Origin of the sequence: Methanosphaera cuniculi (genome assembly GCF_003149675.1) — an archaeon.
In the GTDB taxonomy this organism is placed as follows: Archaea; Methanobacteriota; Methanobacteria; order Methanobacteriales; family Methanobacteriaceae; genus Methanosphaera; species Methanosphaera cuniculi.
Genome location: NZ_LWMS01000044.1, coordinates 17,781 through 35,310, shown reverse-complemented (window position 1 = coordinate 35,310; position 17,530 = coordinate 17,781). Strand labels below are relative to the sequence as shown.

Below are 17,530 nucleotides of genomic sequence, written 5' to 3'. Positions count from 1 at the left end.
TCCCTTTTCTAGTGGAATAAATTACAATAAGCATTTCCAAACTTAATAGATTTATTTTCTGTAGAAATTGTAACACTTCCAGCCCAATATCCTTCATCAAATACATGATCATTTTCAGCACCATTTACTTTGAAATCAGTTAAAGTAATTGATCCTCTTGCATTACATGTAAATCTATAATTACTCATATCTTGATCACTTATATCAAGTGTAACAGTTTTTACACTATTATCTTTCCTAGAAGTAAATTCAAAGACAATTTCTTTAGCACTGTATGTAATAGTCATAGGATTTGAATTATCATATACAAGATTATAAGTCATATCATCACTACTAGTTCCTTTAAATTGTTCATTAGTTACACTATTTTCAAAACTACCAGGATCTTCATCATTATGATATCCTACATAATCATTTCCATTATTAATATTTTTAAAGTAAATATTTGAACGACCATCTCCACCACCAATTTCTTCATTAAATGTAAGTGTAGTTTTTTGAGGTACGAAATCAATTGTTTTTACATTTTCATTATAATTTGTATGTTCCCCACCACATTTAATTTCAATAGAAGCATTATCAGGTGATTGAATAGTTTTTGTTACAATACCATCAGTATCAGTAACTAAAATTTCTTTATTTCCATCTATACTTAGAGATACATTCATATCAGGTAGTGCTTCACCTTGTTCATCAGTTATTGTTACATTTAACACAGGATACCATATATTACTCATATCCATATCATGTGTGATTACTAAGTTTTCCGTTTCCTCTAAATCTTCATCTGAAGAATCACCACCAGGTAAAGTTGCATTAATATTATCATATGCTATAAGTACTTCCCCTTCACCCACAGTTACTTTAGGTATTCCTGTATGTTCTATATCTGTTCCTACTTCAAATGTTACTTGATTAACATCAACATAATAAATTTGAGATTCTTCAACAACACCATTATTATCAGTTGTTACACGACTATTTGCATTATTAAAAGTAATCATTGTAGGACGACGTAGATACAATCTTGCAATATCATTATAAGTATATACTTCTCCACTTGGATCATAATAAAGAACTTTAATTACATGTCCACCTTCTAAGAAATCTTCAGTATCAGGAAGTGTTAATCTAAATACAGCCCAACCTTTTCCAAAATAAGTATCTTTATAATTATAAGCATTTGAATTAGATACACTTACAAGCTTAGTTTCTCCATTATCCCATGTGTAAAGATTATCATCAATATAAATAGAAGCACGTCCACCATTTACAGGTGTAAGATTTCCATCTGGTTGATAAAATCGACATATAACTTCAACAGTATCTCCACGATTTCCACTATATTCATTTTCCACACTAGTTGCTGTTGGATAATCTATATTAGGTTCATATGAACTTACAATTAATGCACCTGTACCAATTCCATTATTCCATTTACTAGTATTTTCAGCCTTATAATAACATTTAATTTCATATGATCCTTGTGTAATTGGTGGTGCTTGTTCAAATGATACCATACCATCATTATCAACACGAACCCAATCAGTAAGAGTTCCATCTACCTCTATTCTTATCCATCCATCAGTAGGATGTTGTGATGAATTTTTACTATTAACAACACGTACATTAATTACACAATTTGTATTATCATATGGATTAACAGCAGTACAACCACATATCACAGTAGGATAAAAATTATTTGTATCTACACGTTTATTAAAATCAGTAATACTAGGATTGCCAGGATCAATTATTCCTTCTATAGGTAATTCATGAACATAAAAATTATTACTTTCTCCCGGATTAAAATGTTTTTCTTCACTACCAGTATAAATAAGATTTAATATAGTTTGTTCTGTTGTATTTCCACCAAGTCTTACAGTACTTATCTGACCTGCTGTTATCTGATATTTAGGAGAAGTTGGAGGTGTATATCCATCCATACTTATACGACATCTACCTTCTTCTATTGGTTTAACACCTGCATAGAAGTATCCTTTTGCTCTTACATCATCTAATCTATTTTCCCAATAATAAACATCAGGTGCAAAGACTGTTATATTATATCCTACACTTAGAATTGCTTTACATGTACTTCCATTATATACTGTGTTTTCTAAGTACTCTGCAGTTAATTCATAATCACCTACATTTATACTATTATCGATTACACAGTTTGTAGTGGCTTTTCCATCTATTACAGTTCCTTTTCCTATTTCTTTTTCTACCATTTACCTTCTTATCTCCCTTATAAAAAAATAATTATTAGTTTACTCCACTTGTAACTTTAATAACACCATTAATCTTCTTAGCATTACTATCCTCACGAACAATTACAGTTTCATTACTTCCATTTTTTGTATCACTCATCAAAGTATGCTCAGCTTCATTATATCGTACAATATCAATTAAATTACCATATTCATCTTCTAACCTGTATCTATACCCATTTACAAGCATAACACTACTTGTAAATACAACACTAGGAAGATTACCAGTAACTTGAAGAAAAGCATCTATATTAACAGTAGATAATGTTACTACACTATTTTCACCACCAAGATCTACAAGACGTCCATACTCATCAACAACCCTAAAATCAATACTTTTAAGTTGACCAAGAGCTGATTGTTCAGAACTTATCATCTTCATACGAGTATTTACACGACCATTAGTATCATCTATAGTATACCGTATTTCTCCACGATCTGCACGTCTTGTTAACTCATCATCATAATTAGCAGCTGCACTTTGATGATGTACATATAAACCATTAGCATCTAATACAGTTGCATTAACTTCAGTACTTTTACTTCCATACACGCCAACCATATATTTATCCTTATCAAGTTTAAGATGTGTATCAAACCTATCTACAATATGAATATTAGTCTGATAAGTACAACTATTATAACCCTTAATACCATCATAACGTAATGTTAAAGGATGTTTACCATACTCAAGGTATTTAGGCACAGTAATAGGAATAGTTACCGTTCCCGGCTCAAAATCCATACTTTGTTGTATTTCAACACTACTAATAACATTATGTTCATAACCATAAGGACTATCAACAACATTTTCATTACTAATAATACGATCACCAATATAAACACTTACATTACCAATAGGAACAGGCTCATCAGTCTCCATCTGTAAAACATGAGCATGAAGTAAAACCTTACGCCCCGGTATACCATAATACCTACAACGACTAGTAATATAAGTATCACGCCAACCAGGATTACTTAAACCATTATGACCCATTGTAAGTGCATGATCATTACCAAAAATAAAATATTCATCAAAATTTTCATATTCACCAGTTACATCAGCTGTTATATGTACTCCTATAATCCATGGAGTCCAATCTACAACTTTTACATTAGCATCTGCAAAACGTGGATCTTTCATTATTATTTTACGTATTGTTTTAGCAAGTTGTGTACGATTCAAATCAGTATTAGGAAGTCCAATAAACTTATAAATATCTCCACCATACTTATAATAACACCAGCCAAGTTCATCTTCAGTACATGTAAGACGATTATAAACCGCTTGTGCTAAATTATCACCATATCTTACAAGTGCAAGATCCCCACTACGTCCAAGATACCAATGTCTATCAATATCAGTACCAATATTAAATTCATTCATAAACGATCACCAACTTTTTTAATATATTCCCAGTCAGTTATTTCAATAAATGAACCTGTAAGCATATCAAACTGTAACGCTGGACCATTATATGGAGGATTAAGTGTTACTTTTTCACCGTATTTATCACTTGTTACATACACCTCATCAAACATATAATTCATATATTCATGATATTCTTCCAATAATATAATTTTAAGATTGGGTATAATTTTTTCTTTTAACTCTTGACTAATCATAATATCAACACCATGGACCACCATTACGATTAAGATTATTTACTATTCCACCACCATAACCAGAAGATGCACGTCCACCTTTAAAACAACAATCAAAACGATACACTTTACCATTAACTTCAATAAGATTATGATAGTGATTAGGCACGTGTTTAATACCTACATTCATTCCATGTACGTCTCCAACACATTTTACAAGCCTTGAGATATCTGCACAATTTCCCCGTATAGCACCACTTTTAGTCCACATTTTCTGAGGACACGTACGATTATTTGGATATCCAGAATACCTAAAGCGATTAAATATATCAAGTATTGCTTCTTTACCACTCATATTAGCAGTATCTGTAGCATAATTTGCACTACTATTTCCAATCTTAGTACTTTTTATTGTATCAGTGTATGGTGCTAAATCAAATGTAGGAGTACAATCATTACCACTCATATTAACAAGACCTGTACCAGTAGTATCACTACCCCCACCACCACTACCATTATTCTTATTCATAGCATCTTGTAATGCTTTTTCAGCTGATTGTTGATTTTTCATATACTCAGAATAAGTAGAAGCAAAAGGATTAAGAGTTAATTCTGTTTCAATACCATTAGTAAGTGAAAAACTTGTCTTTACACCTTCAATATAAAATCTATTTTTTTCAAATCCCATATAACGTGCAAATTTACTTACACCTATAATCTCTGCAATATCTCCATAAAAATCATCGTAGAAATTATCATCAACAGCTATCCAACAAAATTGATTTGTATGAACACCTTTAATACTTCCTGGAAACTTAATTTTAAATTCTAACATTTTACGTATAGGTTCAGCCATTGTAAGACCTGCTTTTTTCTTGTTTTTAGCTGGATCATTCTTTGCCACGTTTTGACTTGTTTCTCCAGAATTACTACTAGTATTTGTTGTATCCGTGGTTGTTGTACCAGCTTCAGTTCCAGTGGTTGTATCGCTTGTGTTGTCTGCCATTAGATTAATCCTCCTTGTTTTCTTTTTTTTGTAGTAGATCTTCTATTGCTTCACGGTGTGCTTGTGCATCGTATTCTATACTTGTATTGTGTTCTAATTTTCCTTTTAAAGTTGTATTATTTTTCACGTCCCGTATTTCGGTTGGTTTACCTGTTATCATGAATAATTCTTCAAGAGTACTTTTATGTGCATTAACGTTTTGTGCTAAGCTATGTGATATTGATGTTTGTTTACTTCCATCATAATTATTATTTAATTCAATTATATTCTCATTTATATATTTTAAACGATCTACTAATCTTTCTACTTCAGTATCTAGTATCACGTTTAGTTTTCCTTCATATCTTTTATGTCTTTCTAATGTTTCATGTTCATCATATGCTTCAGCTCTTTTAACCCATTCCCATTTACTGCTTATATTTTGAATTGTCTTTTTTTTAAGTTTGATATCTGGATGTTTTTCTAGTAAGTTATCAACACTTCTATTTCCCATTCCTAATTCTACATATTTTATAAATATATCATAATGTTTAGAACTTTCCTTTTTTCTTCTATCCCATGGATAAGTTGGCATTTTTTAATTTCACCTCCAAAAAAAATAAAATTATAATATTTAATCAGTTTCACTAGTACTTTCAGTAGATTCTTCATCATTACTAGTACTTTCAAGTGAGCTAGGGAATACTTCAGTTAAATGTTTCTCAGAACCATTAATCTTCTCATATCCACATGCACCACAATAATCCATATCACAAGAACCACAAGTAATTTCACCTTCAGGTACACCTTTAGGATTATTTTTTAATACACCACTTTTATTACATCCACCACACCTATTAAGCCAATATTTTTTAACTTTTCCACCAGATGCAGGATGTTTACTACTTCTTCCACAACTTCCTTTCATTTCAGTTTCCATAATTTGATCTTTAGTGTACACATTACCTGAAGCATCCTTAAAATCACCACTACTTTTTGTAGTACCACCACTTCCAGTAGATGGATTATCTACAATTGTACCCATACGACCTACATATTGTGCTAAATTTACTCCAAAAATATCTTTACTTGTATAAAGTTCTCCTATAGGATTAGTTGCACTAATATTTTTAATCATAGTCTGTGTTACAATATCAGTAATATCAAATGTATTACTATAATCCTCTTCAACACCTACATTTTGATCAATAATTAACCCTGTTCTCATATATTTATCTACATCATATGATTCAAAGTGTGGAATACCATTAATATCACCATAAAAACGAACATGCACACCATAATCAAAAAGTAATGTACGTATATAATCAGAAATTGTAAGACAATCATAAATCCCTGCAGGTGTTTTTTTAAATGGATTTCGTTTATTTTTATCCTTTGTTTTACCCGTCTCATTTTTCTTTGTAATAGTTACTTTTTTATCTTCACCATTACTACTTGAACTACCACTACTTCCACTGTCTAAACCGGTTTCCTTATTATCATCTTTATCTTTTTTAATCTCATCTTCTATCTTTTTATCAATAGCCGTGTCATAATGATCTACAGGTTCAAGACCAGTACTAGGTACACCAATATCAATAAGTACTTTCTTAATCCATTCATAAACTGTATGTTTACCACTATGAACAGCATAAATACTATTAGCCATTATTCTAGACATCCAATCTTGGCATGTATATTTATAAAGACGTGTAGATGGATCATATTCACGTTTAATAATAATTCCCCCAAAACTAGGTACATCACCATTAATAAGCACACTTACACGTCCACTTGTAAGATCTATACGTTCAGGCGTTGTAAATGTAGCAGTCTTTGTTTCAAGATCTTCTTCGGTTATTTCAAATTCACTGAATGGAACTTTATAATAAGGACTAAAATTCTTTGCATTCCAAAATTGAGGACTTGAAGTTTTAGCACCACCCCGCCCTGATTCCATAAATCCATCAATAACTTCTGTAGTACCTCCACCACCCGTACTTGCACCAGTTACACAGGCTACTACTTCTTGTGGAAATTGGTCTTCACCTTTACTATGAAACCATTTTATTCCATGTTGATTTAGAAACTCTCCAGGTTTATCAAGTCCTTTAAAACTACTACGACTAAAATTGTCATCATGAGCTCTTTCTAAAAAGTTAAGATTTGTTATATCTTTTGCATGATGAGTAAATGCACATACTTGAGTATTATTTCCAATTTTATCTAAGTAGTATTTCTGAGTTATATCCCATAGAGTACCTGCACATGCACCACCATATATATTTACAAAGAATCCTCCACTTTCAAGAAGTGATGCAGCAGAATAGTGTGTGTTAGGACCTATTCCTCCTATTTTTGTTCTAAATCCTGCTTGTTCTAGTGCTGCTGCTACTTTTTCCATTCTTTGTTGATCTTTACTTCTACTGTCAATGTTATCTGTTGCTATTACACATAACTTTCCATCAGCCATAGTATTTCATCTCTTTTTTTTTATGAATTATTATTATCAGTGTTATCTGTGTTTGTATTATTGTTATCTGAATTATTGTTACTTGATCCACCTATAGTTTCTTTTCCTAGTACGTTTCCTTCATCTAATTTAACACCTTCTGTTTCAGTGTTCATTATTTGATGACTTATATATATGTTAATATTAGGAAGATCATTTACACGCCCTGTTACTGTATCATATACTACTGTGTCACTCCAATAGGGATCATAATCATTTGCATAGTTTCTTTTTAATCCTTTAGATTTTGTTTGCTTTTTTTCAGCTGTTGTACTTTTATCTGTACTTGTACTATCATTACTATTATCAACCAATATATATTCCTCCCTGAAAAAATAAAAATTCAATTACCTAATAAAAAAAAATGAAAATGGAAAAAAATATTAATCATTTTCCCTTTTTATTTTGTATTAGTTGTTGTGGATGATGTAGAAGAATTAGTAGTTTTCTTATCATCATCAGCATCATCACTACATAATTCTTTTTTTAACTTATCTTTCACAGCTTTATTAAATACACCAGTAACACTAAGTCCATTAGCTTTCTGATAATCCTCAACAGCTTTTTTTGTATAATAACAATATTTCCCATCCATTCTTTGAAACATATTATTAACACTAGTATAATGAGGATAATAACCTACACGTCTAAGTAATTTCTGAATAGAAACTACTTCTTCTTCATAAGGAGCAGTACATACACCAGTCTCAGCCCCCGGGGTACATGTACAAGTTTGTTTATGTTCTCCTATTTTTTCAAGTTCAAGAGCTGTACCTGTTGTATCACTAGCATCATTACGACCTGCTTGTTCTGGAGCATAATAAGAACGTGTTATATCAGTATCTTCTTGGTTATACTCAGTTAATGTAAAATCACTTCGTACTAAATCCTGAGTCATATTTCTTTGTGAAAAATCTGTTATTTTATAATCACCATTTTCTACACTTTGAAGTTTACTTTCAACAGTTACTGTAATAAAGTTTTGAGCCCAAAATTTAAGTACAGCATGTGGAGTTTTAGGTTTATCATAAAATTTTGTTTTACGATTATCTCCTTTATAAACCGGGTTTCCAGTATAAGATTCACTATTTTTTGAATAAACAGTTAATTTTAATTCTTCACCACTGAAACTTAACCATTGAATATAATTATAACCCCAATCTTTACTACTTACATACATAGGTGTTTTCTTAATATTAAGCGTACTTGTTGATTCCATTTCAAGATCAACATTAAATGGATGACCATTCATAATAAAATAATTTTTTTTATCTTGTTCTAATCCATAATACTTAACCATATCTTATCTAATCTCCCATATACATTGTATTATTAACTGTTCTTCCAGCTCTTACAGTATCAAATGTAAGTTTTTGTATAACAGCATCAGCAAATTGTTCAATATTTTCTTTACTATCCAAACGAGGATTATTAATATTAAAAGTAATCTCTGTAGGACTATTATTATTAGTATTAGCAGTTTTACTATTATCATTATTTGATTGTTGACCAACACTAGGGAAAACATCAGCAGCAGTTACACGTGGAGCTTGTCCATAACCTACACGTTCAAAACCATCATTAATACTTCTACCAGTTGCAGCAGCAGTTTTATAAAGTTCAGATTGATGATCTTCCATAAATCCTTTAGAATAAATCATTTCATCTTTAATACCATGAGCTACATAACCAGGACTGTTAATACCCATTCCAACTTGAAGAATAGCTTCTTTAACTTGAGTACCTATTTCTCTTGCAATAGATACCATTTTATTACCCCAAGACCTAAGATTACTACATGCACGAGACATTTCAGCACTAATAGCTTGAGCAATATGGAAATTAGCAGCAAAACCACTACTCATAGCTGATGCACAATGAACAATTATATTAATAGCTGTAGAACTAAAATTACTAAGAATTCCCTGTGCGGCACTACAAGCACCACTTACAGCGGCGGGTAATTGCATAAATGCAGCACAAGCACTAGCAACCGCTCCACTCATTGCATTAAGATTTGCAAGAATTTGAGTAATACCAGAATTAATAAGAGTAACTGCAGCACTAGCAGCTACAAAACTAGTAGCCATAAGTTGAGCAGATGCACCCATTACAGTAAGACTAGCCGCAAGAACCGCAAAACTAGCATTAAGCATAATAGCTTGTGCATTAATATTAGTTATAGCAGCTATAAATGTTGTTGAAAACATGGTGATAGCTGGCATTAGAACACCTGTAATTGTTGCACCAAGTGTTGTGAAACCAGCTACAACAGTTGTAACCATTGTTGGAATACTTGTTGCCATTGTAGTTACAGTACTTGCTAATGTTGTAAGTAAACTAGTTATACTTGAACTTACAGCTGTTATTGTTGATCCTATAGCCCCTAGTATACCGGTTATACTTGCTGTAATTGTTCCCATTATAGCAGTTATTGTTGCTCCTATGGTTGTAATCATCATTGTAATACTTGAAGTAATTCCACTTATTACTCCTTGTATTGCACCTGTAATACCTGTTATGATGGTTGTAATACTTGTTGCTATACCTGTTATGATACTTGTTATACTACCTGCAATAGCACTTAAAATACCTGTTATACTTGCTGTAATACTTCCTAATATTCCACTAATTGTAGCTCCAATTGTTGAAACCATAGTACCAATACATGTAGTAATGGTCATAATAATACCTTGAATACTAGTAGCAATAGTAGTGACAATAGTACCAATACTAGTTGCAATAGTAGTAATAACACCTTGAATACTAGTAGCAATAGTAGTAATTACAGTAGTAATACTTGATGTAATCGTATTAATAATAGTTAAAATACTATTTAAAGCACCTTGAACTATACTCTGAATAGTAGTAGTAACAGTCTGAGCTAAAGAACCAACACTTTGTTTAATACCTTCAATACTAGTCATCAAACCAGACAAACCCGCAGAAGGATCAGTAGCAGCATTTGAATTAGCTTGTTGAGAACCTCCACCAAAAGTACTACCATTACCAGCAGTATCACCACCAAGACCAAGAATTGACTTAGCACCATCAATAATAGGTTGAATAACACTCCAAACACCTTCAAGAACACCTTGTAATTGTTCAGCACCACTACAAAGAGTATCCCAAACTTGACCACCAATATCTTGAAGAGTTTGTAAAGGATCAATAAGGAAAGATTGAATACTAGGACCTATTTGTTGAATAGCACTCCAAAGCATACTAGCACCTTGACAAATAATGGGCCATACTTGTTGTGCAGCTTGACAAATACCATCCCATATAATAGGACCATTAGTTTGAAGCCATTGGAAAGCACCACCAAGACCATCCCAAATAGCACTACCTATTTGTTGAATTACGGGCCACACCATGGAAGCACCTTGACATAATCCATTCCATACTTGACCACCAACCTCAGAAAGCCAACTGAAAACCCCACCAAGACCAGACATTATGCCTTGTCCAATACTTTGAAGTGTAGGCATAAGACTTTGGAAAGTACTATTAAGCCATTCCCAAGTATTACCAGCAGCACCCTTAATCCAATCCCAAGCAGGAGCAAGAGTAGTAGTAAGCCAACTAGCACAGTTTTTAATACCATCACAAAGAGGACCAAACCAATCAATACCAAGTAAATCAAGAACAGTAGTTAATGTTAATACAGCACTTATAATTTGTCCTATAACAGGAATAGCATTTACACCAACAGCAGCAAGTGCTTTTCCACCGACTTTAGCACCTATTTTACCAATAGTTCCACCAAGTCCTTTACCGAGTGTACTTCCCATTCCTTTACTTAGAACTCCTCCAAGTTTTCCACCGACTTTACCTACAATTCCACCGATTCCACTTAGACCTTTACCTATACTTTGACCTAATCCACCTTGAAGAGTACCTCCTAGTTTTCCAATGATTCCACCTAGTTTACTAGATTTTCCAAATCCTTTACTAAAGATACTTCCAAGTTTTCCACCACGTTTACCAACTGTGGTATTAGCAGTGTTAAGACTTGTATTAAGTCCACTTGTTATACTATTACCCATTTTACTACCCATTGTAGAAAATGAGTTACCCATACTATTTACACTGTTTGTTATTTGTGTGCTTGTTTTTCCAAAGTTTCCACCAAGAGTATTTACAGTATTATTTAAATTAGAAAATGCTTTAGTATTTCCCATTTTATTAACTGATTTACCAAATGTACCTGCTTTTTTATTGGTTTTATCAAGGCTTCGTCCTACACTTTCTACACCTTTACGTGTTTTTCCCGTGTTTTTTCCACCTTTTTTACCAGCTTTACCAGTACTTTGACCTGCAGTATTACCACTTTTAGAAGCGTCTAAACCACAACCACAACTATTACTAACTGTTGGCATATTCTTTCCTGAACAAGTAGTATTATTAGGTTGGATATTTCCATATTTATTATATAATGAGCTTCCTTTTCCTTTTTTAGTTTTAGTATTACCTGATGTTGTATTTACAGGTAATCCCCTATTTTCTAATGGACATTCACTTACAGGTTTGCCACTGTCTTTTCCTTTACTACCCTTGTTTTTATCTTTGTCTTTTGCTTTTCCACTGACGCCTTTATCACAGTCACATTCACTTAGTGGTTTGTCTTTGTTTTTGTCTTTGGCTTTCTTTTTTTTCTTTTCTTGTTTTTCAATTACTTTACTACATGGATCTTCGCATTCTTTATCTTTTTTCTTCTGCTCTTTTTCTTTTTTCCAAGAATCAAGTCCACCGCGTAGACCTTTATCTTTAATATGACTAAGAAGACTTTTAAAGGATTTAAGTCCTTCTTTTGCATTAGAAATACTACCCTTAACTTTAGAAAATGCTTCACTAATACGGTTTATTACCATACTACCAACAGTGAGTCCGGTAAGTGCAGATGCAAAAAGCATTACACCTTTAGCTAAATTTCCTCCAGTTGCTTGGTTTAATGATAAAAAACCCTCAACTAAACTCGTCAAAGTTGGGAGAACAGCTTTACCAAGTTCACCACCAGCAGTTGATAAACCCTTTTTAAATCTAATAAATTTCCCTGTGAAAGTATCCTGAAATTCTGAAGCTCCTTCAGAAATTTTTCCAACTGCTTTAAAGAAACCATCTAGATCATTATAGTCTCCATTCCATTCACCTGTAGCTTTAAGTGAATCTTCAGTTATACCAAAGTTATCTATTGATGCAAATGCACCTTTAGCACCTTTAGATAAATCGAACATTGCACTGTTTGCAACATCTGCAGAATATCCTAATGCCTGAACATATGTACCAAAATCAGCAATAGCAGGCATATATTTATTCATTTGAGCACCAGTAGCTCCAGTAGATGCCTGTATACCATTCATTGCAGGTATAAGATCATTCATCTTAACCCATGATTCATTAGTTTTTTTATCAATTGCTGGTACATCATATCCCCTTTGTCTTGAAATTATTGAGTTTACTTCTTTTGTTGCAGCATTACCAATAGTCATATCATAGAGTGAATCAAGACCAACTAGTCCTAACAAATCATCTCCACTATAATCAAATCCTCCACCTGCAGAAGATCCGGATTTTGTTGCTTGTTTTCCAGTAGAGCCCCCAGATTTTCCACCTACACTCCCTACTTTTCCACCAGCTTTATTAGTATTAGCTAATGATTTATTTAATGAATCAGCAGCACTTTTTGCATCTTTAATAGAACTTGCAAGTTTACTAAATCCACTACCATCAATATTTGAAGCTGAACTATTAATATGCACTAATGCTTTTCGTAAACTATCAATTTTATTAGCTGAGGACTCAGCAGATTTACCTATGTTTGTAATTTTAGTAGGACTTATACTTTTAATTGCACTTGCAACACTTTTAATTGCAGTTGCTAAAGTTTTACATGAACTGGCAGCTGTCCGAGCATATTGTTGAATTTGTTTGAAAAGTTTTCCATCAATATTCCCCGCATTATCCCCCATTTTTCCTATATATTTATTAAGTGATTTCATGGAAGATACAGATTTACTTACACTAGTTCCAAGTTTACTAAAATCTCCGCCTTTGATTCCATTCAGTGAATTTTTAACTTTATTAGCACTAGATGAAACTTTATTAAGACTATTTACAGCTTTGTTACATTGTGTAGTTATAGTATTTAATCCCGGTGCATTAAATGTAAGATCAGTTTTTAGTTTTTTACCTACACTTCCTACATTTTTAAGTGCATTTTCTGCATTTTTTGCATCTGATACTATTTTACCCGTATTTGTTTCTACTGTAATCTCTTTACTAGCTAGTTTCTGTATTTTTTGTAATGCTGTTGCTACATCTTTAAGTTGACTAGTATTAGCTTCACAATCAAGTTCAATATTATAAGAATAACTAGATGCCACTTATATCACCCCTACTATGATAATATTCAGTGTCACTACTATTTTCATATACAACTATTCCATCTATCCACATGGTTTTATCACCCACATTTTTAAATGTTATCTCTGCATTAGCATTACCTACAAATATTTCCTTATTTTGATACCATTTACTAGACATACACTGCCAATACATCGTATCATATCCTGGTGTTGGTCTATTATGTAAATATTCATTATATTCTAAATCTTTAACTCTTATTTGTAGTTTAGAAAATCCCTTATAAAATGCTCTTAAATCCCATACATCCATTTCATCTATAATATTTCTTAGATCACATTGAAATGTAAGTGTTTGGTTAGGTTCAAGTTTAGCACATCTACCTTTTACATCTGTATATGATTCTTTATCAGTTATTGTAAAATTTCCCGTATATCCTGTTTTGTTAAATGTGAAATCTCCATTGTTATGATAATTAAAACATTTAACCATACGATATTCATCTACAAGTTCTTCATCTAGTATGTTTTTAGGGTCACATATTGCACATGGTTGTTGATAATTTCCATTTATAAATGTTATTATTGCAGTCGTTCCTACTTTTGGTAATCCATGACATGGAACTCTTGTTAATGTTCCTTCATCCCATGTTATTGTACAATAATTCATGTAGTCACTTACTTCTGTGATTGTTCCTATTTTAGGTGTTGTTGTTTGTGTAGGTGCTGAGTCAACATAATTAGTTATTGCTTTTACAAATCTTTCTGATATTTCATTTGTCAATTTGTTTTTCACACCTCTATTTTTTTTTAATTATTTTTAATCCTTTTTTTATGATTCTAATTTCATCAATTTTTTTAGGGATTGAATAATAAATGGAATTTTTATTAAAAATAATAATTTTATCAAATAAAAAAAAAATAAAATTCCTCTTTCTATTAATTGTATGATGTAAGGATTCAAAAAAAATATACAAAAAAAGTAGCTTTAGAAAACTAACACCTATTTTATAATAAAGAAAGAACCATCGAAACATAATCTTACCTAAATAGTAGCAAATACATCTCCTTGTGATTTAAATTCAATTATACAATTATTTAAAACCACTAATACCTGTTCTTGTAAAGGTGTTAAATCTGGGTAAGTATAGAAAACAGAACGAGGATCACAACCAGACGCCCAAAATAAAGAAGTTAAAAAAGCCATGTTCCCATTCTTTTTAAGACTTAATCTCTTAGAAAATCTTTAACCACTTCAGTCATATCTATTTCATCTGTTTGAATACCACTAGCAGCAGTTATAGCAGTACTTATAGAAAGTATTACTCCAGCTGGTAATTGATCTAATATAATAGGTGATATTTTTTTTCCTTTACTATCTGTACATACTTCTTGACATGCTAATAAATCTAATGATTCTTTACTTGCTGTTCCTTTACGTTGTAATGTATAGTATTCTTGTGATGTAAGTGGTCTTATATATACACGTACTGGTGTTCCATTAATATCTATTTTTAATGGTATACGATTATCTTTTCCACTTCTTAGATATCCTTCACTTTTAATATATTCTTCAAGATCAGGTAAGTCTTCAATTTCATTTAATATTTCTTTATTTTCGTTTTCTTTTTCTTCTTCTGCTTCTTCAAATTCTTTTATTGTTTTTTTAAGTTCTTCTTCTGCCATTTTATTTTCGTATTCTTGTTTATTCATTTTAAATGATAACTCCTCAAAATTTATATTTTTTTATACTAAATATTTATGTAAAAAGATGTAAGCAATCTAATAAAAAAAATGGGAAGTAAGCCATTTATAAAATAAATTAAATTCATTTTATTATCAATTTTTTGAATAATTTAATGACTCCTTCCCTCCTTATTATAAAGTAAATTCTTAGTTTTGCCTTTCTTTTTTTGTTAAAAATAAAATAATTTAGTATCTATACATACCTATATATGAAACCCTAAAAAAACGTATTTTTAATATTTCAAATCACAAAAAAAATAATAATAATAATAATAGAAAATTATTAAATTCTATTCCCAATCACAGTCAAAATCTTCACCTTGAACTGTTAAACTAAATTCTAAAAGTTCACCAGCTTCATCAGTAATTTCAAGCTCATCAATACGACACTCATAAATTACCCATGTCATAGTTCCTTTAGGTTTAATATTAGTAATAGTAATAGTACCAGGCACATCTTTAAGACTCATAACTGCAGCCATAAATGCTTTTTCACTTACAGCATCATGTTTTGTATACTTAGTAATTTCAACTTCACAACCAGGTTGACTTAAACTAGATAAAATTTTACCATCAAAAGTATCTTGATCTGAAAGATTAAAATCAATAGTTAAATCTACTTCACTAGCATATCCTACTACAGTATTATTAATTGTTATTTGAGTATTATACATTGTTGTTGTGGTTGCCATCTTAGTTTACCTCCATATCTACACCAAGGTCTACAACTAGAATTACTCCAGCCATATCCACTTTAAGATTAATTACTACTTCATTTGTACTTACTTTTTGAACATCATTAGTATCAATATCATTAAATATACCTAATGTACCCATTATATTACGATTTACAGCATTAAGTTGAGCTTTAAATGCTTCAATATTTTGATTTGATCCAAATGTACCAAGTAATTCTTCAAGTTCATATTGTTTAATAAGATATGAAACACTACGAATATGAGAAATATCATAACCTGATGGAAGTTCAGAATTAACAACACAGAAAGATCTATCCGCTCTATTTTTAGATCTAATAACAGATATACCACTTCTTACAAGTTTATAACCATCATCATTTTGTCCAAAGTAAAGTTCTTCATCTACTCCAACAACACCAGGAATATCTTTACGTGTAAGACTTGTATCAACACGTGATTCAGCAATAAAAGCACACATATGAGCAGCACTTTCAATTACACTAAGTTGAGTTCCTGTTTGATACTGATTAGCAGCAATTGTAAGTTTTTGACAATATAAACCTGCTAATAAGAAAGGATTATCTTTAAATATTTTAGCAACTTCAGTAGCATCTGTTACTTTAATTGTTTTTGAAGCATTACCAACTTCATTGATAGTACTTGCACTAGGAGTACTTGTTATTAATGGTGCTACAAGTTGAACAGGTCTTTGTAATTCAAATTCATCTCCTAACCATTGACAAATAAGACCATATTTATCAGCAAGTGTAGCAGGTTTAGATTCTCCAGGTGATTTATCTTCATCACCATCATCTTCAATACTTGTTGCAATAAATAATAAATCTATATCTTCACCTTTAATTTTTGCAAGTGCATTTTCAAGTTTTACTTTAGTAAGTTTTGTATTAAGTGTTTTAAGAACATCATCTGGTAATGAACCATCATCTTCACTGTAACTTCCACGTTTAGGATCTACTACAACATTATCATCTCCACCATCTGATACAGTTCCACTTACATTTGTTTCACTTGATGGTTCTGAAATGTTACATACAATAACTTGTTCAGCCCCCCCATGTCCTGGAATTCCTTCCATAAATAATCTTGCAGCTGCTAATGCACCGTCAAAATCTGTTTCACTTTTTGTTCCTGCAATTATACCAAAATCATCTCTTAAATCTCTTAATGTTTGGTAAGCTCCAATTGATGTTTTTAAACTAGGAAAAGCACCAATAATTGCAACACGACCACCTTTATTAATTTGTCTTTCTAAAGGTTGTGTTTTATTTTCTACAATAATACGAGGAATTGTATAATCTCCTCTTTCATATTTATCTGCCATT

13 protein-coding genes are annotated in these 17,530 nt (G+C 31.5%); all 13 read right to left on the bottom strand.

Translation table 11 applies throughout. The features are described 5' to 3' along the window. Positions 1–8 precede the first annotated feature (8 nt). Positions 9–2,234 (bottom strand): Ig-like domain-containing protein, encoded by a 2,226-nt coding sequence (locus tag MSCUN_RS06440; protein ID WP_095608018.1) that lies wholly within the window; start codon positions 2,232–2,234, stop codon positions 9–11. 34 nt (positions 2,235–2,268) lie between these two features. Beyond that, the gene (locus MSCUN_RS06435) at positions 2,269–3,660 is read right to left on the bottom strand and encodes a hypothetical protein (protein WP_095608017.1); all 1,392 of its coding nucleotides are present in this window, start codon (positions 3,658–3,660) and stop codon (positions 2,269–2,271) included. Further along, entirely contained in the window at positions 3,657–3,899 is a 243-nt protein-coding gene (locus tag MSCUN_RS06430; protein ID WP_095608016.1) for a hypothetical protein, read from the bottom strand. Before MSCUN_RS06430 ends, MSCUN_RS06435 begins: the two co-directional genes overlap by 4 nt. 4 nt (positions 3,900–3,903) lie before the next feature. Further along, positions 3,904–4,884 (bottom strand): hypothetical protein, encoded by a 981-nt coding sequence (locus MSCUN_RS06425; protein ID WP_095608015.1) that lies wholly within the window; start codon positions 4,882–4,884, stop codon positions 3,904–3,906. Positions 4,885–4,888: 4 nt separating this feature from the next. Then, on the bottom strand, positions 4,889–5,458 hold the full coding sequence (locus MSCUN_RS06420) for a hypothetical protein (protein ID WP_095608014.1): 570 nt from the start codon (positions 5,456–5,458) through the stop codon (positions 4,889–4,891). A 39-nt stretch (positions 5,459–5,497) separates the two neighbouring features. Beyond that, positions 5,498–7,339, bottom strand: coding sequence for a hypothetical protein (locus tag MSCUN_RS06415; protein ID WP_095608013.1), 1,842 nt, complete (start codon positions 7,337–7,339; stop codon positions 5,498–5,500). 20 nt (positions 7,340–7,359) lie between these two features. Then, positions 7,360–7,692 carry a hypothetical protein gene (locus tag MSCUN_RS06410; protein ID WP_095608012.1) on the bottom strand — a complete coding sequence of 111 codons (333 nt, stop codon included), beginning with the start codon at positions 7,690–7,692 and terminating at the stop codon, positions 7,360–7,362. An 86-nt stretch (positions 7,693–7,778) separates the two neighbouring features. Further along, on the bottom strand, positions 7,779–8,678 hold the full coding sequence (locus MSCUN_RS06405; protein ID WP_095608011.1) for a peptidoglycan-binding domain-containing protein: 900 nt from the start codon (positions 8,676–8,678) through the stop codon (positions 7,779–7,781). Positions 8,679–8,685: 7 nt separating this feature from the next. Then, a complete protein-coding gene (locus MSCUN_RS06400) occupies positions 8,686–13,764 on the bottom strand; it encodes a phage tail protein (protein WP_095608010.1) in 5,079 nt (1,692 codons plus the stop codon). Continuing rightward, a complete protein-coding gene (locus MSCUN_RS06395) occupies positions 13,754–14,527 on the bottom strand; it encodes a hypothetical protein (protein ID WP_095608009.1) in 774 nt (257 codons plus the stop codon). Before MSCUN_RS06395 ends, MSCUN_RS06400 begins: the two co-directional genes overlap by 11 nt. A gap of 443 nt (positions 14,528–14,970) precedes the next feature. Continuing rightward, positions 14,971–15,456 (bottom strand): hypothetical protein, encoded by a 486-nt coding sequence (locus MSCUN_RS06385; RefSeq protein WP_095608007.1) that lies wholly within the window; start codon positions 15,454–15,456, stop codon positions 14,971–14,973. 323 nt (positions 15,457–15,779) lie between these two features. Beyond that, positions 15,780–16,181 (bottom strand): hypothetical protein, encoded by a 402-nt coding sequence (locus MSCUN_RS06380; RefSeq protein WP_095608006.1) that lies wholly within the window; start codon positions 16,179–16,181, stop codon positions 15,780–15,782. A gap of 1 nt (position 16,182) precedes the next feature. Continuing rightward, positions 16,183–17,529, bottom strand: coding sequence for a hypothetical protein (locus tag MSCUN_RS06375; RefSeq protein ID WP_095608005.1), 1,347 nt, complete (start codon positions 17,527–17,529; stop codon positions 16,183–16,185). Position 17,530 lies beyond the last annotated feature (1 nt).

Excerpts from the sequence above, each read along its gene's own strand:
- MSCUN_RS06440 (WP_095608018.1), bottom strand. The coding sequence starts at position 2,234 with ATGGTAGAAAAAGAAATAGGAAAAGGAACTGTAATAGATGGAAAAGCC.
- MSCUN_RS06435 (WP_095608017.1), bottom strand. The coding sequence starts at position 3,660 with ATGAATGAATTTAATATTGGTACTGATATTGATAGACATTGGTATCTT.
- MSCUN_RS06430 (WP_095608016.1), bottom strand. The coding sequence starts at position 3,899 with ATGATTAGTCAAGAGTTAAAAGAAAAAATTATACCCAATCTTAAAATT.
- MSCUN_RS06425 (WP_095608015.1), bottom strand. The coding sequence starts at position 4,884 with ATGGCAGACAACACAAGCGATACAACCACTGGAACTGAAGCTGGTACA.
- MSCUN_RS06420 (WP_095608014.1), bottom strand. The coding sequence starts at position 5,458 with ATGCCAACTTATCCATGGGATAGAAGAAAAAAGGAAAGTTCTAAACAT.
- MSCUN_RS06415 (WP_095608013.1), bottom strand. The coding sequence starts at position 7,339 with ATGGCTGATGGAAAGTTATGTGTAATAGCAACAGATAACATTGACAGT.
- MSCUN_RS06405 (WP_095608011.1), bottom strand. The coding sequence starts at position 8,678 with ATGGTTAAGTATTATGGATTAGAACAAGATAAAAAAAATTATTTTATT.
- MSCUN_RS06385 (WP_095608007.1), bottom strand. The coding sequence starts at position 15,456 with ATGAATAAACAAGAATACGAAAATAAAATGGCAGAAGAAGAACTTAAA.
- MSCUN_RS06380 (WP_095608006.1), bottom strand. The coding sequence starts at position 16,181 with ATGGCAACCACAACAACAATGTATAATACTCAAATAACAATTAATAAT.
- MSCUN_RS06375 (WP_095608005.1), bottom strand. The coding sequence starts at position 17,529 with ATGGCAGATAAATATGAAAGAGGAGATTATACAATTCCTCGTATTATT.